At 38.0% G+C, this 25566-nt stretch carries 22 protein-coding genes; 11 read left to right on the plus strand and 11 right to left on the minus strand.

Features of this window, described 5'->3' with window-relative positions; genetic code table 11:
* Positions 1 to 52: 52 nt before the first annotated feature.
* From IPM92_01215 to IPM92_01235, 5 genes are all read left to right on the plus strand, one after another.
* A complete protein-coding gene (locus IPM92_01215) occupies positions 53 to 754 on the plus strand; it encodes a CDP-alcohol phosphatidyltransferase family protein (GenBank protein ID MBK9107019.1) in 702 nt (233 codons plus the stop codon).
* Positions 751 to 1005 carry a phosphoribosylformylglycinamidine synthase subunit PurS gene (gene purS, locus IPM92_01220; protein ID MBK9107020.1) on the plus strand — a complete coding sequence of 85 codons (255 nt, stop codon included), beginning with the start codon at positions 751 to 753 and terminating at the stop codon, positions 1003 to 1005. The genes IPM92_01215 and purS overlap by 4 nt, the downstream gene beginning before the upstream one ends.
* A gap of 24 nt (positions 1006 to 1029) precedes the next feature.
* Complete coding sequence (gene rsmI, locus IPM92_01225) at positions 1030 to 1725, plus strand: 16S rRNA (cytidine(1402)-2'-O)-methyltransferase (protein ID MBK9107021.1); 696 nt, start codon at positions 1030 to 1032, stop codon at positions 1723 to 1725.
* 88 nt (positions 1726 to 1813) lie between these two features.
* On the plus strand, positions 1814 to 3250 hold the full coding sequence (locus tag IPM92_01230) for an MBOAT family protein (GenBank protein MBK9107022.1): 1437 nt from the start codon (positions 1814 to 1816) through the stop codon (positions 3248 to 3250).
* On the plus strand, positions 3250 to 4560 hold the full coding sequence (locus IPM92_01235) for a hypothetical protein (protein ID MBK9107023.1): 1311 nt from the start codon (positions 3250 to 3252) through the stop codon (positions 4558 to 4560). Before IPM92_01230 ends, IPM92_01235 begins: the two co-directional genes overlap by 1 nt.
* Positions 4561 to 4834: 274 nt before the next feature.
* Here IPM92_01235 and IPM92_01240 read toward each other — a convergent pair whose 3' ends face one another.
* Positions 4835 to 5410, minus strand: coding sequence for a nitroreductase (locus IPM92_01240; GenBank protein MBK9107024.1), 576 nt, complete (start codon positions 5408 to 5410; stop codon positions 4835 to 4837).
* Positions 5411 to 5464: 54 nt separating this feature from the next.
* On the opposite strand from IPM92_01240, the gene IPM92_01245 reads away from it, so the two are divergent.
* The 3 genes from IPM92_01245 to IPM92_01255 are packed head-to-tail and all read left to right on the plus strand — an operon-like array spanning position 5465 to position 7893.
* Complete coding sequence (locus IPM92_01245; protein ID MBK9107025.1) at positions 5465 to 6127, plus strand: metal-dependent transcriptional regulator; 663 nt, start codon at positions 5465 to 5467, stop codon at positions 6125 to 6127.
* 3 nt (positions 6128 to 6130) lie between these two features.
* Positions 6131 to 7144, plus strand: a complete 1014-nt coding sequence (locus IPM92_01250; protein ID MBK9107026.1) for a zinc ABC transporter substrate-binding protein — start codon at positions 6131 to 6133, stop codon at positions 7142 to 7144.
* Positions 7141 to 7893 carry a metal ABC transporter ATP-binding protein gene (locus IPM92_01255; protein MBK9107027.1) on the plus strand — a complete coding sequence of 251 codons (753 nt, stop codon included), beginning with the start codon at positions 7141 to 7143 and terminating at the stop codon, positions 7891 to 7893. Before IPM92_01250 ends, IPM92_01255 begins: the two co-directional genes overlap by 4 nt.
* A 415-nt stretch (positions 7894 to 8308) precedes the next feature.
* Here IPM92_01255 and IPM92_01260 read toward each other — a convergent pair whose 3' ends face one another.
* Both IPM92_01260 and IPM92_01265 read right to left on the minus strand, forming a co-directional pair.
* Positions 8309 to 9736: an MBL fold metallo-hydrolase gene (locus tag IPM92_01260; protein MBK9107028.1), complete on the minus strand. Its 1428-nt coding sequence runs from the start codon at positions 9734 to 9736 to the stop codon at positions 8309 to 8311.
* Positions 9733 to 11262, minus strand: coding sequence for a glutamate--tRNA ligase (locus tag IPM92_01265; GenBank protein ID MBK9107029.1), 1530 nt, complete (start codon positions 11260 to 11262; stop codon positions 9733 to 9735). Before IPM92_01265 ends, IPM92_01260 begins: the two co-directional genes overlap by 4 nt.
* Before the next feature lie 128 nt (positions 11263 to 11390).
* On the opposite strand from IPM92_01265, the gene IPM92_01270 reads away from it, so the two are divergent.
* A complete protein-coding gene (locus tag IPM92_01270) occupies positions 11391 to 11981 on the plus strand; it encodes a polysaccharide deacetylase family protein (GenBank protein ID MBK9107030.1) in 591 nt (196 codons plus the stop codon).
* Here the strand turns inward: IPM92_01270 and IPM92_01275 are convergent.
* Both IPM92_01275 and IPM92_01280 read right to left on the minus strand, forming a co-directional pair.
* Positions 11906 to 12595, minus strand: a complete 690-nt coding sequence (locus IPM92_01275; protein MBK9107031.1) for a glycoside hydrolase family 16 protein — start codon at positions 12593 to 12595, stop codon at positions 11906 to 11908. The genes IPM92_01270 and IPM92_01275 overlap by 76 nt on opposite strands.
* A complete protein-coding gene (locus tag IPM92_01280) occupies positions 12592 to 13299 on the minus strand; it encodes an SAM-dependent methyltransferase (protein ID MBK9107032.1) in 708 nt (235 codons plus the stop codon). Before IPM92_01280 ends, IPM92_01275 begins: the two co-directional genes overlap by 4 nt.
* Positions 13300 to 13379: 80 nt before the next feature.
* Between IPM92_01280 and IPM92_01285 the strand changes: the two genes are divergently transcribed.
* Positions 13380 to 14141 (plus strand): segregation/condensation protein A, encoded by a 762-nt coding sequence (locus tag IPM92_01285; GenBank protein ID MBK9107033.1) that lies wholly within the window; start codon positions 13380 to 13382, stop codon positions 14139 to 14141.
* A gap of 260 nt (positions 14142 to 14401) precedes the next feature.
* Here the strand turns inward: IPM92_01285 and IPM92_01290 are convergent, their stop codons facing one another.
* The 3 genes from IPM92_01290 to IPM92_01300 are packed head-to-tail and all read right to left on the minus strand — an operon-like array spanning position 14402 to position 19105.
* Positions 14402 to 16621 (minus strand): hypothetical protein, encoded by a 2220-nt coding sequence (locus IPM92_01290; protein MBK9107034.1) that lies wholly within the window; start codon positions 16619 to 16621, stop codon positions 14402 to 14404.
* Between the two features lie 18 nt (positions 16622 to 16639).
* Positions 16640 to 17731: an AAA family ATPase gene (locus IPM92_01295; protein MBK9107035.1), complete on the minus strand. Its 1092-nt coding sequence runs from the start codon at positions 17729 to 17731 to the stop codon at positions 16640 to 16642.
* A 57-nt stretch (positions 17732 to 17788) separates the two neighbouring features.
* On the minus strand, positions 17789 to 19105 hold the full coding sequence (locus tag IPM92_01300) for a hypothetical protein (GenBank protein MBK9107036.1): 1317 nt from the start codon (positions 19103 to 19105) through the stop codon (positions 17789 to 17791).
* A gap of 206 nt (positions 19106 to 19311) precedes the next feature.
* Here IPM92_01300 and IPM92_01305 point away from each other — a divergent pair, with 206 nt between their 5' ends.
* Positions 19312 to 22374, plus strand: coding sequence for a glycosyl hydrolase (locus IPM92_01305; GenBank protein MBK9107037.1), 3063 nt, complete (start codon positions 19312 to 19314; stop codon positions 22372 to 22374).
* A 321-nt stretch (positions 22375 to 22695) separates the two neighbouring features.
* On the opposite strand, the gene IPM92_01310 is transcribed toward IPM92_01305, so the two are convergent.
* The 3 genes from IPM92_01310 to IPM92_01320 all read right to left on the minus strand — a co-directional run bounded on the left by IPM92_01310 (position 22696) and on the right by IPM92_01320 (position 25558).
* The gene (locus IPM92_01310; GenBank protein MBK9107038.1) at positions 22696 to 23484 is read right to left on the minus strand and encodes an SDR family oxidoreductase; all 789 of its coding nucleotides are present in this window, start codon (positions 23482 to 23484) and stop codon (positions 22696 to 22698) included.
* Positions 23484 to 24878, minus strand: a complete 1395-nt coding sequence (locus tag IPM92_01315) for a gliding motility-associated C-terminal domain-containing protein (protein ID MBK9107039.1) — start codon at positions 24876 to 24878, stop codon at positions 23484 to 23486. The genes IPM92_01310 and IPM92_01315 overlap by 1 nt, the downstream gene beginning before the upstream one ends.
* A gap of 233 nt (positions 24879 to 25111) precedes the next feature.
* The gene (locus IPM92_01320) at positions 25112 to 25558 is read right to left on the minus strand and encodes a 50S ribosomal protein L9 (GenBank protein ID MBK9107040.1); all 447 of its coding nucleotides are present in this window, start codon (positions 25556 to 25558) and stop codon (positions 25112 to 25114) included.
* Positions 25559 to 25566 lie beyond the last annotated feature (8 nt).

Raw genomic sequence — 25566 nt, forward strand, 5'->3', positions numbered from 1 at the left:
TAATCTAAAGCTGATGTGAATTACTATTACTTTTGCGATTCATTCAGGGTAGATGTTTACCATTCCCAATTTATTAACCTCGTGTAATCTGTTATTTGGCTGTTGTGCACTGATCAGCCTTGAAAAAGGAAATTACGATTGGTGTATCTATTTTATGGTTTTGGCAGGACTCGCCGATTTCCTGGACGGCTTTGTCGCAAAACGACTTCAACAAAGCAGTGAATTAGGAGTGCAATTGGATTCACTTTCAGATGTTGTGAGTTTCGGATTAGTGCCTGGGATGATTGCATTTCACATCCTGGAAAAAACAAATCCGGTCATGCAGTGGGTTCCTTTTTTCGGATTTTTATTGACCCTGATGGCGGCATTCCGTTTAGCCCGGTTCAATGTCAATATCAAACAAGGAAACAATTATTTTACGGGATTGCCTGTACCTGCCAATGGTTTGTTTTTTGCGGGCTTGTTAGCATTGTATCAACAGACAGACTCCTGTTTAAATTGGATTTTTCAACCTTTTGTGTTTCTCAGTTTAATTATCATTTTTTCGATATTGATGGTAAGTCGCTTAAAGATTATTAAAATCCAATTTTACAGGGAATGGCTTCAAAAAAATGCAGTATTACTTTTTGTTGAATTTATATGTATCATTTTTAGCTTCTGGTTGGGTGCAGGGGTTCTAAGTCTGATCATTTTAATCCATATACTCTTTAGTTTGTTTCATCCATTTAGAAATCTTCAAACGCATCACTTATGAAATCGTATAAAGCATTCATCGACATTATGCCACATAAAGAACTTCTGGATCCCCAGGGAAAAGCGGTAGTAAACAATATCCATTATCTGGATATTCAGGGCGTGAAAGATGCCAGAATTGGAAAACATATAGAACTGATTGTGGAGGCAGAATCAGAGTCACTTGCTCAGGAAATAGTAGAAAACAGTTGCAAAAAATTATTATCAAACCCGATTACAGAGCATTATCAGTTTACCATGACAATAATATAATTTGTTACAGGTTCTATAGATGTAATGGATAAACAACGCGATCCGAAACCCTGCCTTTATCTCGTTCCTACACCAATTGGAAATTTATCTGATATGACCCCAAGGGCATTGGGCATATTATCTTCGGTAGATCTCATACTTGCGGAGGACACACGAGTGAGCAATAAATTGCTCAAGCATTTTAATATAGACAATTCACTCAAGAGTTTTCACAGTCAAAATGAACATCGTTCTTATCAATTGATTATCGAAAAACTTAAAACTGGTTTAAGCATGGCGTTGGTGACCGATGCCGGAACTCCGGGCATTTCTGATCCCGCTTATCTGCTGGTTAGGGCATGCCGTGCCGAAAATATTCCGGTAATTGCATTACCCGGAGCAACGGCATTTGTGCCTGCATTAGTAGCTTCAGGACTGCCTTGCGATAAATTTTTTTTCAATGGTTTCCTGCCTCAGAAGAAAGGAAGAAACAGCCAGATTCAGTGGCTATCCCAATTGGATTGTACAATGGTTCTTTATGAATCGCCTCACAGAATACTCAAATGCATCGATGAATTGATGGATGGGTTCGGTGCAGATCGGCAAGCTTGCTTTACCAAAGAAATATCAAAAATATATGAAGAATATATAACGGGTACCCTTGGTGAAATTAAAACCAAGCTTGCATCTGTAAAAATTGTTGGTGAATGGGTAATCGTAATTGGTGGAAAATCGCAATGATTCAACATTACTCAGATACCTGTGGGATTCCAATATTGATTTCAAGGCTACAGTTCATTGATTAATCCCTTACATTTGTTCGGAGCATATGGTATTCAGCAGCATCGTTTTTATTCTCTACTTTCTTCCGGCATTCCTGATTTGTTATTATCTCGTAGGGAAGGCCTATAAGAATATAGTTATACTCGCATTCAGCATTTTCTTTTATAGCTGGGGAGCTCCGAAATTTATTTTTGTAATCCTGGGAACGACCTTCCTCGATTTTCATCTCGTTCGATGGATGGACCAATCTAAACAAGAAATCAGGAGAAAATTATTGTTGCTGCTTTCTCTATCTGTGAATCTTGGATTGCTGTTTTATTTCAAATATTCCAATTTTTTTATCGACAATGTCAATGTTTTCTTATCCTGGATGGGTATGGAAGCGGTGCATTGGACTAAACTCATACTTCCTATTGGAATATCATTTTATACTTTTGAAACCATCACATATGTTGTTGATGTATATCGAAGAATTCATAAACCCCTCCGGCATTTTTGGGATTATCAAACGTATATCATATTATTTCCTAAACTTATTGCAGGCCCCATTGTCAGGTACCACGATCTGGCGGATCAAATCAGTGATCGGTCGGCTCATGATAACTATGACTATAAATTAAGGGGGTTTTACAGATTTGTTTTGGGACTTTCAAAGAAAGTCATCCTTGCCAATCACATGGGACAATATGCAGATGAAATTTTTGCTGGAGATTTTATGAGTTTATCTACGCCAATGGCCTGGGCAGGGATCCTTGCATATACGTTTCAGATTTATTTTGATTTCAGTGGTTATTCAGACATGGCAATAGGTATAGCTAAAATGATCGGATTTCGATTTCCTGAGAATTTTGACAATCCCTATATTTCCGGTAGCATCACAGAATTTTGGCGACGATGGCACATGACCCTCGGAAGTTGGATGAAAAACTATTTATACATTCCGCTTGGAGGAAATCAAGTAACAAACAAATCGAGATTGTATTTTAATTTATGGCTTGTGTTTCTCGCATCAGGATTATGGCATGGAGCTTCATGGAGTTTTGTGATTTGGGGAGCTTACCATGGATGTTGGTTGGTCCTCGAAAGAATGTTTTTAATGAAGATTTATGAACGCATGGAAACGGGATGGCTGAAAATCATCAGGACCATTTGGTGTTTTGTCATTGTTGTTATCGGTTGGGTGTTTTTTAGAATAGAGGAAGTCGACAAGGCCTTTTTATACCTTCAGAACATGTTTCATTTTTCATTTGATCATAGTTTTCAAGCGGATTCGTCTTTTTATTTTTACGGAGCTTTATGTCTGGTGTTTTCATTTTTTGCATTTAGTAAATCGGGCAGTAAGATTCAGCAACTCATTTATTTTGAAAACTACAGTTTAAGAAGGCATTACAGCATGGCTGGGATTTCACTGGTATTGTTAAGTCTGTGTATTGCTTTGATCAGCTCAAGTGGTTTCAATCCTTTTATTTATTTTAGATTTTAATGAAAGTGGGAGAACAACAGCATCAATTGAAGTTTTTATTTTATGGCATTTTGCTTTTGTTATGTATTCCCTGGCTGCAAGGGGATTTGAAATGGATTTCGGAAAAAGATTTGTCGGGAGGTATAGAGAAAAAATCATTGATTACTTTTACGGGGACCAATTGGTTTGAAGCTAGATACCAGCAATACAAAGAAGCCTGGTTGAATGATGAATTTGGCTTTAGGAATTCATTTGTGCGATTGAATAATCAATTGGATTATTATTTGTTCGATAAAGTACATGCGCGTTCTGTCATTAGGGGGAAGGAAAATTATCTCTATGAGTATAATTATATAAGAGCCTTTTACGGCTTTGATTTTGTAGGTAAAGACAGTATTTACAATAGAATGTATAGAGCAAGTGTTATCCGGGACTTGCTCAAAAAACGGGATAAAGATTTGTTATTTGTATTTGCCCCTAGTAAAGTGCAATTCTACCCGGAATATTTACCCGATAGCATTCAATATTCAAAAGCTGAGACGAATTACGAACATTTGTTAGCTGCTGCTGAACATTATGGACTGAACTACATCGACTTCAACCAATTTTTTCTAAAAGCAAAAGATAGTTCGCGATATTTATTATATCCCAAATATGGAATACACTGGACTCATTATGGTGCTTGTCTGGTCGCCGATTCTTTGATTCATACGATCGAAAAAATTCGCAACAAGGACTTACCTGATATTTCCTGGACAGAGATAAAGATGGCCACACCGCGATTTGATGACAATGATATCGAAAAGGGACTCAATCTAATAATTCCAATGCGTGGTCCTCTATATGCCTACCCTGAATATCAATTTGAAAAGCCGGATGGGAAAGCGCTCCCAAATATTTTGGTGATTGCCGATTCGTATTATTGGAGTTTATTCAATTTGGGCATTCACAAAAGTTTCAAAAGAAATCCATTTTGGTATTATCATAATGAAGTTTATGAAGCCGGTGGTCTGGCTATGAAAGTAGGAAATCGCGATTACATGGCAAATGATCTGAGCGAATGTGAATTGGTTGTGATCATATCTACCGATGCGAATTTTTCTAATCTGGGTTGGGGTTTTTTGGAAACGGCTGAAGCCATTTTATTGGATAAGAGTATTAGGAATTCAGCTTTTTATGAAAAGGTACAAAATCTTATGAATTATATCCCTACAGATTCAGCCTGGATTCAACACATTAGAGAAAAGGCTATCAAACTGAAGTTGCCAGTGGATAGTATTATCAAAATGGATGCTACCTGGATGGTAGAGCAGGAGTTGAATGGGAAGTGAGATAGATTAAAGATTAAAGATAATAGATAATAGATTATAGATTATAGATTATAGATTATAGATTTAGTTTTAACTGATAATGATATTTAAAATAATTTATTAATATTTTAAATTTATAGAACTAACATACGTTAGTTCGTGTTGTTTACTAACAGACTAACAGACTAACAGACTAACAGACTAACAGACTAACAGACAAATAGACAAATAGTCAAGCAGTCAAGCAGACATCCAGACATCCAGACGCTCAAACTCTATTCATCTCATCAGGTCATTACAACCACCGCCTAACCTGATCGAGACTATTGCGAGTGCGTTCTGTGCCAGGATTTCCTGACCAGCCCATATAAAATAAACCCATGCATTCCTCGTGTTCGTGGAGTTGAAGAAATTCATTTAGATTCTTGATGATGCCGGGAGTGCTCCAATAGGCTCCCAGTCCAATTGCAGTGCAACTCAGCCAAAGATTTTGAACTGCGCAGGCGACGGCGGCGCTTTCTTCCCAGGCAGGGATCAAGGCTTCAGGACTTCGGTGGATGCAAATGGCAATGATTGCACCCGATTGGAGCGGTTTTTCTGAAGCTTTTCTTTGTTTTACTATATCAAATTTGTCGGTAGGTGTGGTTTTTAGGTAATGTTCTGCCATAAAATCTGATAGTTCCTGTTTCTTTTCGCCATATACGACTACAAACCTCCAGGGTTCGGTTTTTTTATGATTTGGTGCCCATAATGCGTTGGAAATCAAGTCATCAATAAGTTTTGGGTCAATGTTGCCTGATTTGTAGGTAGATGGAAATTCGGACTTACGCGCCCTGATAATGTCTGAAATTAGAATAAATCGACTGTCCATAAATTATATTTTGATACGTCTTAAAAAATATTTAGATTTGCCTAAATTTAGAATATGCTAACTGTTTCCGAAGAAAATTATTTGAAGGCAATTTACAAAATCATCCAGAACAATCCTGAAGCATCGGCAGGTACTAAGGAAATTGCCAAGGAAATGGGCACGACGGCCGCATCGGTTACGGATATGATCCAACGGTTGGCGGAAAAAGAACTGCTTACCTATCAAAAGTATTATGGAGCGAGTTTAACGCGAGAAGGTCAAAAAATGGCATTAATGCTGTTGAGAAAACACCGCTTATGGGAAGTGTTTCTTGTTGAAAAATTGGGCTTTAATTGGGATGAAGTACACGATGTTGCTGAACAATTGGAACACATACAATCTATTGAACTTGTGGAGCGACTGGATGCTTTTCTAGGCAATCCAAAATTCGATCCGCATGGAGACCCTATACCCAATGAAAACGGAAGTTTTACTTATCGACAGCAAGTAAGTCTTGCCAGTGTTGGAGTGCCTGGTAAAAAAGTACTGGTATTAGGTGTCAGACAGCAAAAACCTGAATTTTTACAGTACCTCGATAGTATAAAATTAAAACCGGGTTCTCACATCGAAATTCTCCATAAAACATCTTACGATCAATCCATTCAACTCAGGGCGGAGCAGGAAGAATCTGCCTGGATAAGTCATCAAACCGCATTAGATATTATAGTAAAACCTTAAAATATGAAAATTCACCTAACTCTTTTGTTTTCCTGTTGGATTGCATTTTCTGCAATGGCTTCCAAACCCGTTGTTTTAGCAACTGCCTCTATGTGGGCTGATATGGCTAAAGTCATTGGTGGTGAACTCATTGAAGTAGAAATGATCGTTCCGGTTGGATCCGACCCGCATTTGTATGAACCTACGCCCGGAGATTTACGAAAAGTCCACAGGGCAGATTTGATACTCATCAACGGACTAACTTTTGAAGGCTGGTTGGAAAAGTTAATACAATCTTCTGAATCGAAAGCTTTCAGAAAAATTCTTACTGAAGGCATTGTGCCCATTACCAACCCGCATTTCAAGAATTCGACTGATCCACATGCTTGGATGGATCCCATTAATGGAAAAACATATGCCAACAATCTCGCAACGGCGTTGATAGCGATTGATTCTTTGCATGAAAAGGAATATCGATTCAACCTGAATATTTATTTACAAGAATTAGATGATTTGCATAACTATATAAGTTCCAGAGTGCTGGAAATTCCAATGGAACATCGGGTGCTGATTACGTCGCATGATGCATTTCATTATTTCGGAAACAGATATGGATTAGAGGTAGAGTCTTTGCTGGGCACATCTACTGATGCAGATGTGCAAACAGGTGACTTTTTGCGGGTAAATCAGCTCATAAAAAATCAAAAGATACCTGCCATATTTATTGAAAGTACGATTAACCCGAAATTGATGGAACAGATCAGTAAGGAAAATAAAGTAAAAATAGGAGGTAAATTATTTGCGGATTCATTAGGAGATGAAGGCACTATGGCCGACACCTACATCGGAATGTTGCGATCAAATGCTGAGATTATTTTTAATGCCTTGAGTCAGAGAGAAGGAACTACTGAATTGGACACCAATCATCACAAATCTAATTGGAGTTTTGACTCAAGTAATTATTATTTTTTCATTCCGCTCTTTCTATTGCTTATTTTAGCCGTTTACTTTTTGCTTAAACGCATGCGATCTATATGACAGCACAGGCATATTCACTGGAAATATCAGGACTTTCTGTCGCTTACGACGAAAAGCGTGTATTGTCAAATATTTATTTAAAGATCGAAGCCGGACATATTTATGGATTGATCGGACCGAATGGTGCTGGTAAATCGACCTTATTCAAAGCGATCCTGATGCAGGTTCCCATAAGTGCCGGACACATCCGATTTTTGAATAAAGATGTAGCAGAATGTATGACATCCATTGCTTACGTTCCTCAGAAAGATGACGTTGATTGGCAATTTCCGGCTACCGTCTACGACATCGTAGCAATGGGACGATTTTCACATAAGAAATTATTTTCGCGATTCAATAAACGCGATCACGAAATCATTCAACAAGCCATTGAGATGCTGGATATTCAGAAACTTTCAAACCGGCAGATCGGTGAATTGTCTGGAGGACAACAACAAAGAGTATTTTTGGCCAGAGCACTTTGCCAGCAAGCTAACATGATCTTGATGGATGAACCTTTTGTAGGTGTGGATGTAAAAACGGAACAAAGGATCATCGAAATATTAAAGCAATTGGCAGCCGAGGGAAAAACAATTTTGGTAGTACACCACGACCTCGATAGTGTTCAAGCATATTTCGATCGCGTGATTCTCATCAATCACAAACTAATGGCCTATGGCGATACAGATAAAGTTTTTACCAAAGAAAATATTTCGGCAACCTATGCAAGCCAATCGAGTTTGTTTCAATACATGAAGCGGGGAGGATAGATGATGGATGTCCCGACATGAAGATGTTACTTTTTAACAACAACATGATGATGTCGGGAGATGATTGATGATGGTATTATTTTTACTGATAAAGATAAGAGAAATTTAAATTTATTGAACTAACATTCGGTAGTGTGTGTTGATTTCTATATGCCTCCAAAAAGAAGGTTTCAGTTTGATAGAGCCTAACCGCCTAACAGACTAACAGACTAACAGACAAGCAGACAAGTAGACTTCCTCCTCCATGCCTACAAACCTACATTAAGAAGTTTTCAGTTTGATAAAGCCAAACCCCCTAACAGACTTTCAGCCTAACAGCCTAACAGCCTAACAGACTAACAGACTAACAGACAAGCAGACAAGCAGACAAGCAGACTTCCTCCTACCTGCTATTATCCTCAACTCATCAAACAACTTATGATCCATGAACTTCTACAAGCTGCCCAAATTCCGGAATTTCGGGACGCACGAAGTGTTGGCTTTGTAACATCTGTTGGTATTTTTGCTGGACATCGTAATCGCCATGTACCAGATACATTTTTTTACAACTGGATTTTTGATTTGATAAATATTCGATCATTTCATGTTGGTCGCCATGCGCAGAAAATGAATCCATGATTTCAATTTTTGCATTTACTTTTTTAAGTTCTCCAAATAATTTGAGAGAATCAACATGGGCGCGTAATTTTCCGCCGGGAGTACCCGGAGAACTGTAACCAACAATAAGGATCGTATTTTTGGGATCTTCTATATTGTTAAAGACATGATGTTGAATCCTTCCTGCATTGATCATTCCGGCTGCAGAAATAATAATGCAAGGTTCTTTACTGTTATTTAAACTTTTAGATTCATTGACGTCTGTAATATATTTTAATTTTCGAAATCCAAATGGATCGGGGTCCTTTAAAATATATTCATAAAGTTCTTCATCGAAACATTCAGAATGTGCTTTGTAAATGTCAGTTGCACTTACTGCTAAAGGACTATCGACATAAACTGGAACATTCGGTAGTTTAGCTTCATTGCACAATTGATATAAAAGATAAACCAATTCTTGTGTGCGACCCAGACTAAATGCCGGTATAATAAGTTTGCCTTTGCGGCTAACACAGGTATCTGAAATGACTTGCATGAATTGTTCCTTTTCTGCAGGCCTTTGTAAATGAAGTTTGTCACCATATGTCGATTCAGTGATCACCACGTCTGCAGGCCACATTTCTTGCGGGTTTTTAAGGATTGGCCGATGGGGTCTACCAATGTCGCCTGTAAAAGCCAATCGCAAATCATCGCCGCCTTTTTGAATGACGAGATTAACTGCAGCGGAACCAAGTATATGACCTGAATCTGTAAATAATAATTTTATGCCTTTTGCAAGCTCTACCCATCGATCATAAGAAACAGTAATAAAATGTTTCATGGCATTGGTCACATCAGCAGATTTATAAATGGGCTCGCGGTACTTCAATTTTTCTCCGGTGTGTTTTTTTCTTTTCTCTGCTATTTTTCTATTGAAATACTCTGCATCCCGTTCCTGAATATGAGCTGTATCCATCAGCATGATTTCGGCTAGATCACGAGTGGCGTGTGTAGAAATTATATGACCTTTAAATCCATCTTTTACTAATTTTGGAAGTCGACCACAATGATCAATATGTGCATGAGATAAGATCATAATGTCGATTTCTGCAGGATCAAAGAGCCATCTCGAATTGATATCGTCATCGATCTCATCTTCGCCCTGAAACAAGCCACAGTCTAATAATATTTTATAACCATTTTCCAGTGTCAGTAAATGGCATGAACCCGTTACTCCCCGGGCAGCTCCGCAAAATTTTATTTTCATACAGTAAGATTCTTATCTATAAAATCCGAAAATAGTTCAATTCTTTGATTTAGCTTGTCTTTTCCCATGAATTCCATCATTTTAAATACATCGGGGCCTGTTGGAATACCTGTCATCACAAGTCGGAGAAGTGGAAATAATTCTCCTGGTTTGATATTCATTTTTTTGATAAACTCCTGTAGTAATCCATGAATATTGTTGGCCTCGAAAAGAGCTAAATCTTGCAATTCTAGTTTTAATGCTTTCAGGACTGACAAATATTCAATTTTAAATTTTTGCTGGATAAAGTTTGCATCATAAGAATTCGTTTCTTTAAAATAAGCCTTGGCTTGCTCGAAATAATCCTTGAAAAAAATGACCCGATCTTTATACATGCTATAAATGCTTTTACTTAATGCCAATGATAATTCAATTCCATGATCTTTAAATACTGCTATCAAACGGTCACAAATATTTTCTTCAGGTATTTGCAACAAATGTTGTTGATTGAACCATTTGCTTTTTTCAAAATCAAAGCGAGCACCGGATTTAACTATTTTGTCTAGCGAAAACAAAGGAATCATTTCTTCAACACTAAACAATTCCTGATCTCCTCCCGGATGCCAACCTAATAAAGCAAGAAAATTTAACAAAGCTTCCGGTTCAAATCCAAATTCTTTAAATCCCATAAGTTTACTTCCATCATCATTGTTCCAATCCATGGGAAATACCGGAAAACCAAATTGGGCGCCGTCGCGTTTTGACAATTTTCCATTTCCGGTGGGTTTGAGAATCAAAGGCAAATGTGCAAATTGTGGCATATCCTCTTCCCATTCAAATGCTTTATACAAAAGATAATGATGTGCTGTTGAAGATAACCACTCTTCTCCCCGGATGACATGTGAAATGCGCATAAGTTTATCGTCAACCACATTTGCCATGTGGTAGGTAGGCATATTGTCTGATTTGATCAATACTTTATCATCCAATTCTGATGTATGAAATCGAACTTGTCCGCGTATGGCATCTTGAATGACAACTTCTTCATTTTCCGGAACTTTTAAACGGATCACATAAGCTTCGTTTGCTTTGAATGCAGCTGACAATTGTTCGGCATTCATATTCGTAGAATTGCGCATTTGGATTCGGGTGTTGTAATCATATTTTTGATTTCCATCACCTGATTTTCTCAAGGCATCCAAAGCCTCTGTGGTATCAAAGGCATAATAAGCTTTCCCTTTTTTCAATAAAATCTCAGCGTGATCGCGATAGATTTGTTTTCTTTCAGATTGTCTGTAGGGTTGATAAGGGCCGCCATTTTCAGGACCTTCGTCTGGAAGCAGATTCAACCATTCCAGACTTCGCAGGATATATTTTTCTGCTCCATCGACATATCGTCCCTGATCCGTATCTTCAACGCGTAGTATAAATTTGCCGCCCATTTTCCGGGCAAACAAATAATTGTATAAGGCAGTTCGGATGCCTCCAATATGTAAAGCTCCGGTTGGACTCGGAGCAAAACGCAGACGTATTTCTTTTTGAGCCATATGGAATTATAAAATGCATGCAAATATGCACACTACTCTTCATAAGATATTGTTAATCATGAAAATAATTGGTCTCTAAAACAAATGTTTGGTGACCTTTATACGTCTTTATTGAGAAGCAAACCAGTATGGTCTATTTGAGTTTTACCCCAAAGTTTCTCCAGCAGATATTTCCGGACCTGGTTTGGAGAATAGAGACGTCTAATAAAGAAATTTACCTGAGTTTTGATGATGGGCCGATACCGGAAGTAACTCCCTGGATATTAGAGCAACTCGAGCAATTCCATGCCAAAGCCAGTTTTTTTTGTGTAGGCCAGAATATTGAAAGGCATCCAGAAATTTTTGCTCAAATTATACGTGCTGGACATACTGTAGGGAGTCATAGCTTCAATCATCTTTCAGGCTGGGGAACCGATAATTTGGAATACATACTCAACGTACGCAAAGGAGCCAGAGCCTGCGGATCGAATTTATACAGGCCACCATACGGAAGACTTAAACCATCACAAACAAGAATTTTAAAGCATCATTACAAAATTATTATGTGGGATGTATTAAGTGGAGATTTTGATCCGGATTTATCAGCGGAGGCTTGTTATCAAAATGTCATTCGCAACACCTTGCCAGGGTCCATTGTCGTGTTTCACGATTCTATAAAATCAAAAACAAAATTGAAATTTGGTACTAGCCTTTTGTTCATATACCATTTAACAAAATAGGGATCCCATTCAACGGCATATACATTCCATTCCTCCTGATCTGCAGTCCAATGCCATTTAGGTTGTTGGCAGCCTTTTTGATTGTAACAATGATGATAGTTGGATTGGGTTTGAGTTTGGATATGCCCTTTACTTTCAAAAACATCTATTTCTTCTATAACTCCATCACCGGCAGTCCAGAATGCAGGCCAGAATCCTTTTCCTTTTGGTAATTTGCACCGGATTTCGAAACGTCCATATTTAAAACCCAACATCGAAAAAATATTTCCAGAAGTATATTCAAAATTTCTTCCAAACCACGAAGCTTTTTCCTTTTTGGCGATGATATGTAAAATTCCATCTTTGATAAGCAAATTCGAATCTGAAATAAATTCTCCGCCCACTAAACCTCTGCACGCTGCACAAGAGTCGGATCCATCTGCAGTAAATGGAAAATAACTAAACCATTTGGTTCTGTCGAGTTGATCACCGTTAAATTCATCTGCCCACACGAGCTTCCACTCTGATTTTGAGCATACATCCAATTCCTTTACATTAATTTGTAGAAGAGAATCCTGATGTTGAGCGTTTAATTTGAAAATACAAAGCAGGCTGATGTAAAAATATTTCTTCATTTGCCCAATATGAAAACAGATGGTAAATCATAATGCAATTTACTGTTAGCCTCCGTCCAGTCTCTAATTGGACGCGTATAAATGCACTGTTGTGGATTTCCCAATTGGCTGGCTACACACAATTCTAAATCGCCCGGAACATGGCTTAACAGAATTTCAAATACTTGTTTGTTTCGGTATGGAGTTTCCATAAAAATTTGAGCCACGCCAGTTTTTTTAAGAATTGTAACCAGTTTGATCACCTGTTCCCTCAAAGCTTCTTTTTTTGCAGGGAGGTAGCCGTGAAATTGAAAATTTTGACCAGAAAAACCTGATGCCATTAGTGCCATCAGCATTGAATTAGGACCTGCGTATGGCCAAACGGGAATTCCTTTTTGATGTGCCATTTTAACCAATTCATGTCCCGGATCTGCAATGCATGGCATACCTGCTTCTGAAAGCAGGCCAAAGCTTTGGCCTTCCAGAATTCTGCTGATGATATCCTTAAAAAAAATGTGGGTGTCGGTGATTGGAATTTCGCATACTTCAATTTGGGCCAAAGGCAAGGGATGTTGGATAGATTTAAGAAAATGTCTGGCCGTCTTAGCGCGCTCTACTACACACATATTCAAGGATTTAGCGGCCTCTATAGCTTCATTACTCATCTGGTTAATAGAAGCGCAACTCAAGGCAACGGGCAGGAGATGGAGGGATGACTGGGTCATGCAGCTAAGGTAATTAGATTCGCAACAATTGTTGGCTATTACAGTCATTTCCGCTAACTTCGCCAGCCTTTTGATACGATATGAATACCTATACTATAAAACTCCAGCAATTTGAAGGGCCATTTGACCTTTTGCTGTTTTTTATTGAGCGTGACGAGCTGGATATTTATGATATTCCAATAGCTAAGATTACCCAGGATTTTCTGGACTACATCCGCCATATGGAGCAGATGAACATTGATCTGGCCAGTGAGTTTATCCTGGTGGCTGCAACATTGATCCGAATTAAAGCTAAGATGCTTTTGCCTCGTAAAGAACTCGATGAAAATAATCAGGAAATTGATCCTCGGAAAGAACTTGTACAGCGATTGTTGGAATATAAATCGATTAGGGAAGTTATAGAGGACTTCAGCCATATGGAGGATGATCAATATTTTAGAATACCACGAGGTAATTTGAAATCTGAATTCGAATCCTTAGCACAAAAAGCGCTGGTAGATGCAGAGTGGGAAACCTTGAATTTATTTAATTTGATGAAAGTGTTTCAACGGGTCATGGACCGTTTAAACGAAACACCTAAAGCTGTTGTACATCGCATTTTTAATTACGTATACGAAATAGAAAAGGAACAAGCCAGAATTATTGAAAGTATTCGCGTTAATGGAAAAGTTCATTTTGAAAATTTGTTTGATTCATGTGAAAATCGAATACACGCAATCGTAATTTTCTTGGGAATATTGGAGCTGGTAAATCTCCAGCAACTGCACCTTATAAAAAGTGACCATCTTAATCAATTTTGGCTGGAAGAAAAGAAAGTCGAAGAATTATCAGAAGAAGAGTAATCAGTGGCTTGCATTTCAACCAGGAAATTGTATTTTGCTTTTAAAAAAAACCAGGTTTTATTTTACATCTGGGTTCAATGATAATCATGATCAAGTGATGCAAAAATAATTGCAGTTCAATTTTACATGCCTCAATATGATTGATTTATTTGTAAGCATCTGCTTTAAATTTTTAAAAAATAAAAGGAATAAATCTAATTTCCATGAAATCTGAGGCTGTATCATTGAAGCGCCCTTCTGATTTTACTATAAGTTTAATTTTATTCAGGAGAACTTAATTTCTCTAAAGATTTGAGCAAGATATTTTTACGGGAATCATTCAGTCTCCAACGAAGGGATGGAAGATTTGATTGATGATGAACAAGTCTGAAAATGCGCATACGTTCGCTTGTAGAAATTTGAGAAAAACATCTTCGCAACAGAGGTAAATAGTTTTTAAAATGTTTGGGATCAATTGCAAGTAACCATTTATCCAATGCTTTGACCACGGATGGATGCATTAAAAACAATGTAGTCTGCGACTGAAGGAAACCTTCCAGCCACAGTGCAGCTCTTGGAATTTCGGAATGTAATGAGAATTCAAGTTGGAATTCGTTCAGAAATTGCACTTCTTGAATTTTGTTTTTTTCTAGCAACAGACTCCAACATTTTCCTCTTATAAGAGGGTTGCATTCGCGATTTTCGGATATTGATTGTAATTGATCATACCAATCTTTAGAGGATTCATCATCCGGGTAACGATTAAAATAATTTTGCAGATTTATTATGGCTGACAACATTTTACGGGCGCGATCATCAGGAATGTATTTGGTGTTGTCCGGCAGTGATATGATAAGTTTGGGGATAAGTTTCGAAAGGACCTTGAGTAACCAATGAATATCTGTTTTATGCAAAGACCCGAAATCCCGGATGGCCACCAAAGGATGTATTAAGGATGTCAGCTGAAGGTAGTCCTGATTTTGTATCAGTGCATCATCCAATGCCTGTGAAAGTAATGGCCAAAGTTCTTCGATGTTAGCTTTTAAAGAGTGCTCCAGCCATTGTGCAATCTCTGAGATGGGAGTATTTTGATGCAGACGGCTTTTGATATACTGAATGCAGGCATCAACCAAAGTATTTCCCAATAATCCTCTTTGGATGAGGACCATTTCCAGATCCGGATGCCATTGGAAAGTCCAACTTTCGTGAAAACTTCCCAAGGTATTCCAATCTACCGGTAACTGTTTATTCCATGGGATTTCCATCAGTGTACAAAGCTGTAAAAATTGAGAAATTAACAAGTGTTTGTCTTTGCGAAGGTCCAGCAACAAACTTTCCTTGGGTGTTTCCTTCCAATAGCGATTCAGTTTTAGGATTTTTAATTGGGTGTAAAACAATTTGACGAAAGGAAGCGTCTGATGGTTTAGATTAATTTGACCTATCGTTTCTCCGCACATAATTTTTTCACGGAACCATTCTATTTTATGTTGCATACCATGGCCAAAATGAAGAACTGAAGATTCGATCAGTTCTTCGAGGCCCGGGCAAGGTAATTCCCGAAGTAAGGCCAGCTGATCTGCAAAATAATTGGCATCAATCACAGAAGCCGGTGAAATTGCAAATCCTTCCTTTCGCAATACCTGAGCAGCTTTTGTGAGAAAAGACGCCGGTGCTTTTTGGCTATTGAGGTACATGCTTTCATGCCATAGCGGAGCTTTAATTCCAGCGGTATAATTTTGATTTAGGCTAAGATGTTTATAAGACCAGGGAATCAGACAACTGCGAACAGTTGTTAGTTTTAAGTCGGGTTCACCTTCCAAGTGTGTGTTTTCAAGGACATGTGGAGTCAATACGGGGCCATGCCATGCACCGCAAATTACTGCAATTTTGGTGTGACCTGAATGGATCCATTCTCTCAAGCGACATCGCATAAATTGTTCTCTCGCCAATGTTTCGAAATCATCTATGCCCTTACTTTGGCGACGTAATTCACCCATAAGGTCCTGAACAATTGAAAAAAGTTTTTCATGATCATGCCATTGCTCAAAATGTGACTCCCACCATGATTCTGCATCTTCATAACCGGCTTGAGTTGCCAGGTATCCTATAGGATCATTGGTAATATGTTGATACTTATTTTCAGAATCGGAGTCTTGCCTTCGAAAATATAAGTTAGTATGCAATGAAGCGCTTGCTGGGATATCCATACAATGGATTGGTATCTTATTTTCGAAGGCATAAAGAAGAGCCTGATATTCCGGTGAAAAAACTGCCATCGGAAGATATATAGATTTGGAGGTTTGGTCCACATCATAATATAAGAACGCAATCGGGGGTTTATGTTTTGCATTTTGCAATTCGCTGATGAGGGATTGAGAATCAGCAGGTAGTTCGATAACAACAGCATCAGGTTGGAAGGAATTTAAAGCATTTTTAAGTCTTCGGGCCGATCCGGCACCGTGATGTCTGATCCCAAAAATTTTTATTTCACCAACCAACATAAATATAACGAACGTTTGTTAGTTGTTTTTAAGACTTTGTTTAATGGATTCGTACCATTCTTTATATGCTGGCCTTTTTTTAAGTACAGTTTCATTGTATTCGATGAATGTAAGTTTTTCGTCAGGGTCATTTTTAATAAACGTTTGAAGCATGGATTGAATCATATCTGCTGGCCCGAATTCTTGATCGGAGAAATAATGATGTTGAATACGGGCATGGTGAAGCATGGAGATTGTTTCTGCCGGACTGAATGCACTTTTGGATGCTTTGATTTTTTGTTTACCATCCTGAGTGATCCCACTTCTCAATTCCCTGAACATGACCAGCAATTTTTCAGTGTGAATTTGCTTTAATTTTTCCAGGTCAATATTTAAAGATTTTTCCATTTGTGATACCCTTTGATAAACAATTCGCATTTCGTCCTCCAGATTATCAGGTAGTGGCATCACCAGTGTGTTGAACCGTCTTTGCAGAGCTGACGACAGTGGGTAAATTCCTTTATCCATATCATTTGCGCTAGCAAGGACATTAAATCCTTGACGAGCCTTTACTTCGATACCCAGTTCAGGAATTGGAATTAATTTTTCTGAAAGTATACTTATCAGTGCATCTTGAATTTCAGTAGGGATGCGGGTGAGTTCTTCAATGCGAACCAATTGGCCGGATTCCATTGCGCGCATGACCGGACCTGGCACCAGTGCTTGTTGGCTAGGGCCTTTAGAAATTAGTTCTGCATAATTCCAGCCATAACGCAATGCATCTTCGTTTGTTCCAGAACTTCCTTGTACCAAGAGATTTGAATGTCCGCAGATCGCTGCTGATAAGTGTTCGGCCAACCAACTTTTTGCGGTGCCCGGAACACCCAAGAGTAGCAATGCCCTGTCTGAAAGTAAGCTTGCAATGGCCATCTCGATAAGCTTTCGGTCACCAATGTATTTTGGACTGATTTCGATACCGCTTTGAGTTTTTCCGCCCAGAATATAATGTAAAACAGCCCATGGCGAAAGTTTCCAGTGTGCGGGCTTTTCGCGTTTGTCTTCCAAAAGTAAAGCACTCAGTTCATGTGCATAAGTTTCTTCTGCATGCAGTCTTATATAATTGTGTTCCATGAAGCTTTATTCTTTTATTCAGAAACTGGGTATCATTGTTTTGATACTAGACAGGATCTATGGGCATAAATTTTTTACTGCAATTTGATCAAATACTTTTGTTTCCATATCCAATTCTTTCCATGCATGCAAAGGCAAATCACCCATTCTTCCTTTGAATCGTTCCATTTGGATCATAAATTCCTGAGCACTGACTTTGAGTTCTTCATTTTCCCCCAAACAGGCATTGCCCTTTTTATCTGTACTGAATCCGGCCATGGTAAATAACTTATCCCAGATTATCGTAAACGAATTTTCTGATGGGATTACAGAAATGGCTTGTTCGTAATTGGCAGATTTTGATTTTCTGGCCCATTCAATCTGTCCATCTTCGCGTATGCTTGCATAAACTAGGCCGCCATTTTTTCCATAACCATCTCCAATAATAAAGATTTTTCCATCTTCTCCTATACTTGCGGATTTGAAAACATAATTTTCTAAACCGACATAAAATTTACTCCAAAGAATTTTTCCATCTGAATTTGTTTTTACGATATAGGCATTTTCTACATTGGCTTGAAAAGCGATATGTCCTATAAAGTAAAGTTGTGTTTTAGAATCTTCAACAACTTTTGTAAAATAACTGTGATGGACCTGATCGTCATCCATATGAAATTTTCCTGCCCAGACTTGCTGTCCTTCTGTATTTATTTTATAAAATGAATTCATAATATAACGCTTTCGCGTCTGCCCATCAATATATGCCCCTTTTTGTTTAAAGCTAATTAAAAAATTCTGATCTTTTGTTGGCAAGATATCCTGTAATATTTCTACAGAAGGCATAGATTTTGACCACAAACAAGCACCGTCGCCATTAAAAAGGTGTAATTGTATTTGGTATGATTCATCTGCAGAGTTTTTCCCGGCCAGTAAAATATGAGATGATAAATTGACAGCCAATTCAGGTTGATCAGTTGATTGAATGCTATCAGAACTTCGCGCCCATATCAGATTAAATTTGTCGTCGAGTTTGGCAACAAACTTATTTTTGTTTTCGCCAGAATAACCACTGACAAAGTAATGACGATCCTGGATTCTTATTTTTTCAATTCGTTCTTGTTGTTCAGATTTTCCTAAGGCAAAACCAATCCCTGTCGAACTATTATTAAAATTTCGAATAAAACAAAATCCATCTTTATTGCCAGCTGTTGCTGACCCAGTAAAAGCAGATGATTCCCCACAAATGATAAATCGCTCTTGGTCTAGTTTTTGTGCATCGCAAGTAAGGCCTTTATTTTCAATCATAAACCCATGTTGATTGTGCATCGTACCTGAACATGCCAATATTGCTAAAGGCCAGACAAACCTGATCATATAATTTTGAATCTTGTACATTGACTTTATTTAAAATGTAAAAGTAAGCATTTAGATCGCAGTTTGGTTGGGTGGGCAGGATTGTTAAGGGAATATTCGCACGCGTACATGAATATTTATTTTAATTAAAAAATATTTTTAAAAACGGCAATGCCCAATGTTAATGTTTTTTGGGCTTCTCATTTTCTTAGTTATCATTGTAGTCATTTTTAATAATATAATACAAGATGAGAATGCAATTTGTTGTAATAGGTTTGGCAATATTAGTCAGTATAAACGTACAGGCGCAGTCCAAAATTAATGCTTACACTTTTGGCGCTATGGAGGCAAGGGCTATGGGGCCAGGAACGATGAGTGGCAGAATTACCGACATCCAGGGCGTGAATACAACACCAAAGATCATGTATATTGGAACGGCAGGGGGAGGTGTATGGAAAACGACCAATGCTGCTGTATCTTTTAAGCCTGTTTTTGATAAATATTGTCAATCGATTGGTGCAATTGCCATTGATCAGAAGCATCCCGATACTATTTATGTTGGCACAGGAGAAAGCAATATGCGCAATTCAGTTTCTATTGGAAATGGAATGTACAAATCCACTGATGGCGGCAACAATTGGATAAAAATTGGTTTAGATAGTACAGAACATATTTCCAAAATTCTTGTAGATCCTTTAAACTCACAAATTCTTTATGTTGCTGCTCCAGGTCCACTTTGGTCAGATAGTCAACACAGAGGTTTATATAAATCAATCAATGGCGGTAAAACCTGGGATAAAATATTATACATGAATGAACGCACTGGTTGTGCTGATATAGCCATTCATCCAACGCAAACAAATATCGTCTATGCTACGTTTTGGGAATTCCGTCGCAAAGCTTATAGTTTTGTGTCGGGAGGAAAAGGTTCCGGAATTTATAAAAGTGAGGATTCTGGAAAAACCTGGCGCAAGTTAAGTAAAGGATTACCGGAGGGTGATTTCGGTCGCGTGGCATTGAGTTTGGCACCCAGTGCTCCGGAGAATATTCTTGCAATTGTTGAATCTAATAATACCGGACTTTATATTTCTGCAGATGCCGGCGAAAACTGGAAATCGCAAAGTGCTTCAATGAATGTGGTTTCACGCCCATTTTATTTTTCTACTCTGGTGATTGATCCTTTCGATCCAAAACGAGTCTATAGACCTGCACTTCAATTCTCATATTCAGATGACGGTGGGTATTCATGGAATGAAGCGAGTTATGATGGAGGATGGGTGCATGCCGATCATCACGCACTTTGGATCAATCCTAAAAATACAGACAACATGTATTTGGGAACAGATGGTGGGGTGTATATCAGTAATGATCGTGGAGCCAGTTGGATGTTTTGCGGTAACTTACCGGTTGGCCAATTTTACAGGATAGCGGTTGATAATCATGAACCCTACAGAATTTATGGAGGATTACAGGATAATGGTTCATGGATTGGACCCAGTGAAGGACCTGGAGGCGTTGGAAATGGAGATTGGAAAACTTTAAATTGGGGTGATGGATTTTGGACAGTACCCGATCCCCTGGATTTGAAAACTGCATACGCTGAAAGTCAGGGCGGCAATGCAGTAAGAATAGATTTAACCAACTTTAAAACCTATTCTATCAAACCTCAAAAAACCAAAGAACAGGAAAAATTGAGATGGAACTGGAATACTCCTATCGTAACTGGTATGGCAAATAAACAGAATTTGTACATAGGTTCCCAATACCTATTCAAATCAACAGATCAGGGAAGAAATTGGACTGCGATTTCTCCGGATTTGACAACCAATGATAAAAATAAACAAGATCAGGAAAATTCCGGAGGACTGAGTTTGGACAATACAAGTGCTGAGAATCATTGCACGATATATAACATTGCTGAATCTTCTTTTGATGATCAGATGATTTGGGTAGGTACAGACGATGGCAATGTTCAATATACAAAAAATGGTGGAAAAGTGTGGCACAATTTGACGCCTGCTATCAGATTATCAGGAATTCCCCTTCATGCATGGGTAAGTTGGATTGAATTGTCTCGACATGATTCACAGACCGTTTATATTTGTTTCGATCATCATAACACAGGAGATCATAATACCTATCTCCTGAAAACTAAAGATCTGGGTAAAAGCTGGCAGCGGATTCAAAGTAGTGAGTTTACCGGATTTGCACATCGCATCAAGGAGGATCCGGAAAATGAAAATTTACTTTTTTTAGGCACAGAAATGGGACTGTTTGCAAGTTTGGATGCCGGAGAAAACTGGTTTAGAATGCGCAATAAAATTCCCGATTATGCACTGGTTCGGGATATACAGATTCAGGAAAGAGAATCAGCTCTTGTCATTGGTACCCACGGACGCGGAATTTATATTTTAGACGACATCAACGTAATGCGAGAAATGACTGGATCGTTGGCCGATACAGAAATTGCATTGTTCGATAAGAAACAAATGAAAACTTCATCTGGAAAATATGGAGGAAGTATGGCTCTTGCAGGAGCTTGGCTGGCTCCCAATCCTGTTGAGATTCAACCTTTCAAATACTATTTAAAAGATCGCATTATGAAAGGCGAAATCAAAGCTGAAATTTATGATATCAATGGAAAACTCATTCAAAGTTTGACACCCAGCAATCGCAAAGGGATCAATAAAATTTACTGGAACCAACGCATGAAACCCGGTAGAGTTGCAGAGGGAGGCAGTAAATTAGATTTTTCTGCATTCGCTGCTCCAAGAGTATTACCCGGTTACTATCTATTCAAATTGAACATCGGTCAAAAAACCTTAGTAGATACATTTGAATTGATCCATACCGGAAGGCCGGATTATACCATTGAAGACCGAAAAGCGCAATTTGAATTATGTATGAAGTATTACCACATGCACGAACAACTTGCACGGATAGTAGAAGAGATTAGCAATAAACAAAAACAATTGAAAGACTTTATTGCAAATTCCAAAAAAGACAAGAGCCGTAAGTTTTTGGAAGCATATCATCGTGAACTAGAAGTTTTAAGAGCCAGCCTACTGGCCACACAGCAGAAGTCAATTTTTGCAGATGAAGAACAGTTGCGCGAGCGCATCTCAGAGGCCTATGGAGCTATAGCTTGGCAGGAAATCAGGCCTTCTAACCTCTCAAGTGATCGCGCATCTCAGTTGCAAAGCGAGGTAGATGCTGCAGATACCCAAAAAAATGAGATCTTTGCTAAAAGCAAATTGGGATTAGAAAAAATCATCAAAAGTGAAAAATTAAATCCAATTATGAAACCTTAATATATGGTTGTTTGTGTTTAAATAATGTTATTATTACTTAAGTAAGTAATTCTTTTTAGGTCATTAATTTCACGCCGGGAATTTACGTTAACTAACAAACGTATGTTATATTTTAATTGAAAAATGTGGGCTTTATTAATTTTATAACTAACGAGATATCAATTTATACGAAAAGTTTAAATATCAACTTGTGTTCATCTGGAACAAACTTAACAATATATTTAGGTATAAACTAACAATTGTTAGTCATATATGATAATGAAATGTTTAAGGTATTCTGCTTTGAAAGTACTGGCTTGAGTTCAATGGAATTTTGTAATCTTACAAACATTTGGTACGACCACCGTCTACTGGAACATTAATTCCTGTGATGTAAGATGCCAGCGGGCTGGCCAAAAAGGCAACGGCATAGGCTATTTCTGTGGCCTGACCGAATCTTCCGGCAGGTATGGCAGCTAACATTTTTTGAGCAATATTGTCGGTTGTGGTATTTTTATTATTAGCTTCAGTTTCCAAAATAGATTGCAGGCGATCCGTTTGTGTAGCGCCTGGTAGTACATTATTGACTGTGATGTTAAAGCTTGCTAATTCATTGGCAAGTGTTTTAGCCCAATTGGCAACAGCCGCTCTAACTGTGTTTGAAACTCCAAGATTGTCGAGAGGTTGTTTGACAGAAGTCGAAATAATATTAATGATCCTCCCATAAGAGGAAGACTTCATACCGGGTAAAATTTTTTGGACCAAAATATGGTTGCAAATCAAATGTTGTTGATATGCTTGCAGGTATGCTTCAACAGTTGCAGTGTGGGCCGGACCGCCCGGTGGGCCACCAGTATTGTTGACGAGAATTTGGAAGGAATGATCTAACAATAGTGCGTTTAGTTTTTTTTCTAATGCTGGAATATCATTTAAATCCATGACAAGAAAACTATGTTTCTGATGCGGACCTGATGGCAATTTTCCAATGAGATCTGCCAATTCTGTTTCAGTTCGGGCAACTGCGGTTATGGAAGCACCTGCTTCGGCCAGGGCGTATGCACAAGCTTTTCCAATTCCTTTGCTGGCACCACAAACCAATGCGTGATAGGGTCTTAAATCAATAACTAACATTAATCTATCAAATTAAAATTGCCTTTGAATATTTTTGTGGTGACTGCATTACAATCCTGATAATTTATTTTATACATGTATAAATAACTATCAATTGGATTTGTGTCGGCAGGTTGCCAAACTGCATTTTGATCTTCGCTTGAAAATATTTTTTCTCCCCAGCGATTGAATATACTCCATTCCAAATTGTAAATTCTGTGTTGTTGCTGAGGTTTTATGAATGCTTTAAAATTTTGATTTTCAGGTAAACCACTTCGCGTTATGATATTTGGAAATTGGACAAAAGTTTGTACCATTCGATGAGAAGGAAAAATTTCCTTGGAACGCATTAAATCATAACAAAATGTTTTTGCCCGAACAGTATAAATTCCTGGAGCTGTTATTTTAGCAATGCGATCTGTTTGTTGATTATTCCAGATAAAATCAAAACATTTTTCATTACAAATTGCTTGCAATTCCAAGGTATCGCCAGTGCAAATACTGTCTGCACTGAGGATTTTCATATTGACATCTTTGAAATATTGAATCTGAATCGTATCGCGTAATATAGATTTACAGGCATCATCTAAAATGATTTCTACCCAAATGAGGTCTTCATTTTTAAACTGGATTTCGGGGCCAGTTGCGCCTGTGCTCCATTTTATGGGCAGACCTGCATATAAATCGTGTATACGCAGTGATTTAAGAGAATCTTTACATAGTTCCAATTCGGATGGAAGCGGGTCAGCAATAACCGGAGCAGAGATTTCAATCATTTCAAAATCATCGACGAGATAATAAATGGCTTCTAAATATGGATCAGCAGGTCTTTTGGATCCAACGAAAAAGGTGTCCATTTTTTCCAGGGCTTGAAAACGACCCACAATGAAATGATCTTCGCCACCACATGCTTTGTACTCAAAAGTAAATTGACGATAAATTTTACCGGCAATATAATCTTCATCAGGGCTTTTAAAAGTGGGCATTATTTGCCTTAAAGGTTCGGATTGCGGATAAACGGCTTTCCCTTTTTGAATATGCACACCTATTTCGTCTATGATATAATTCAAATTCTGAGGATTTGCCATAAGCCAAAAACTGAAGCGATAAGTTGCGCCCATTTTTAAAGATTCAGTGAAATGATTGACGAGATATTCGTGTTTTCTGAACCCGGTAAAAAAACCACCATGTCGTTTGCCGGTTTTTGGTAAGTTCGAATAAATGTCGGGCGAACCGTATGTGGCCGAGTTCCAATCAGCCGGCACGTTCGCACCAAATCCAATTCCCAATTCTTTGAATCCCCGGGAATCGCATAAGTCGCATTGCTCGAAACCGGGATTGGGAATCAGATTTTGACTGTAATTTTCAAAATGAAAAAATAAATTTAAAATAAGGAACCAAAAAATTTGACGCATATCATTCAATATTTGACAAAGTTAAGGTAGTGATTTTTCAAGAAAAAATGCTAAAATTGAAATGACATAAAATATTTATCCTAAATGGACAATATTGATTATCTCTTATATTAAAATGAATAAGGCTTTCATTGCGCGAAGTGCATAAATATGGACCTGTCGCTTGGCAAAAAAAAAGTCCCGAAGACATGTTCATCTTCGGGACTTTTTTGTATTTTTTTGAATTCTAAAATCTATTCTGCGATGACTTCAAAGTTTACTTTGCAGTGAACATCTTTGTGAAAGTCAATCGTTGCGGTATAACTACCGGTGGTTTTAACTTCATCATCTAAATGAATTTTTTTGCGTTCAACCTCCAAATTGCATTGTTCTTTAATAGCTTGAGCTATTTGTAGACTGGTTACACTACCAAAGATTTTATCCGTACTTCCGACTTTGGCTCCAATTTTAATAGTTGCATTGGCCAATTGATCTGCCATTTGCTTGTAATCGTTCACTTTCTTATTTTCCTTAGCATCTTCCTGTTTTTTCATTTCTGCCAATTTTCTCAAATTGGAGTCATTCGCCAGAAGGGCTGCACCAATGGGAATCAGAAAATTCCTTCCATAACCTGGTTTGACTTTCACGATATCGTGTTTGTCTCCCAGATTGTCCATATCTTTTAATAAAATGATTTGCATAAGTTTTC

It is taken from the genome of Saprospiraceae bacterium (assembly GCA_016719615.1).
GTDB lineage: Bacteria > Bacteroidota > Bacteroidia > Chitinophagales > Saprospiraceae > Vicinibacter.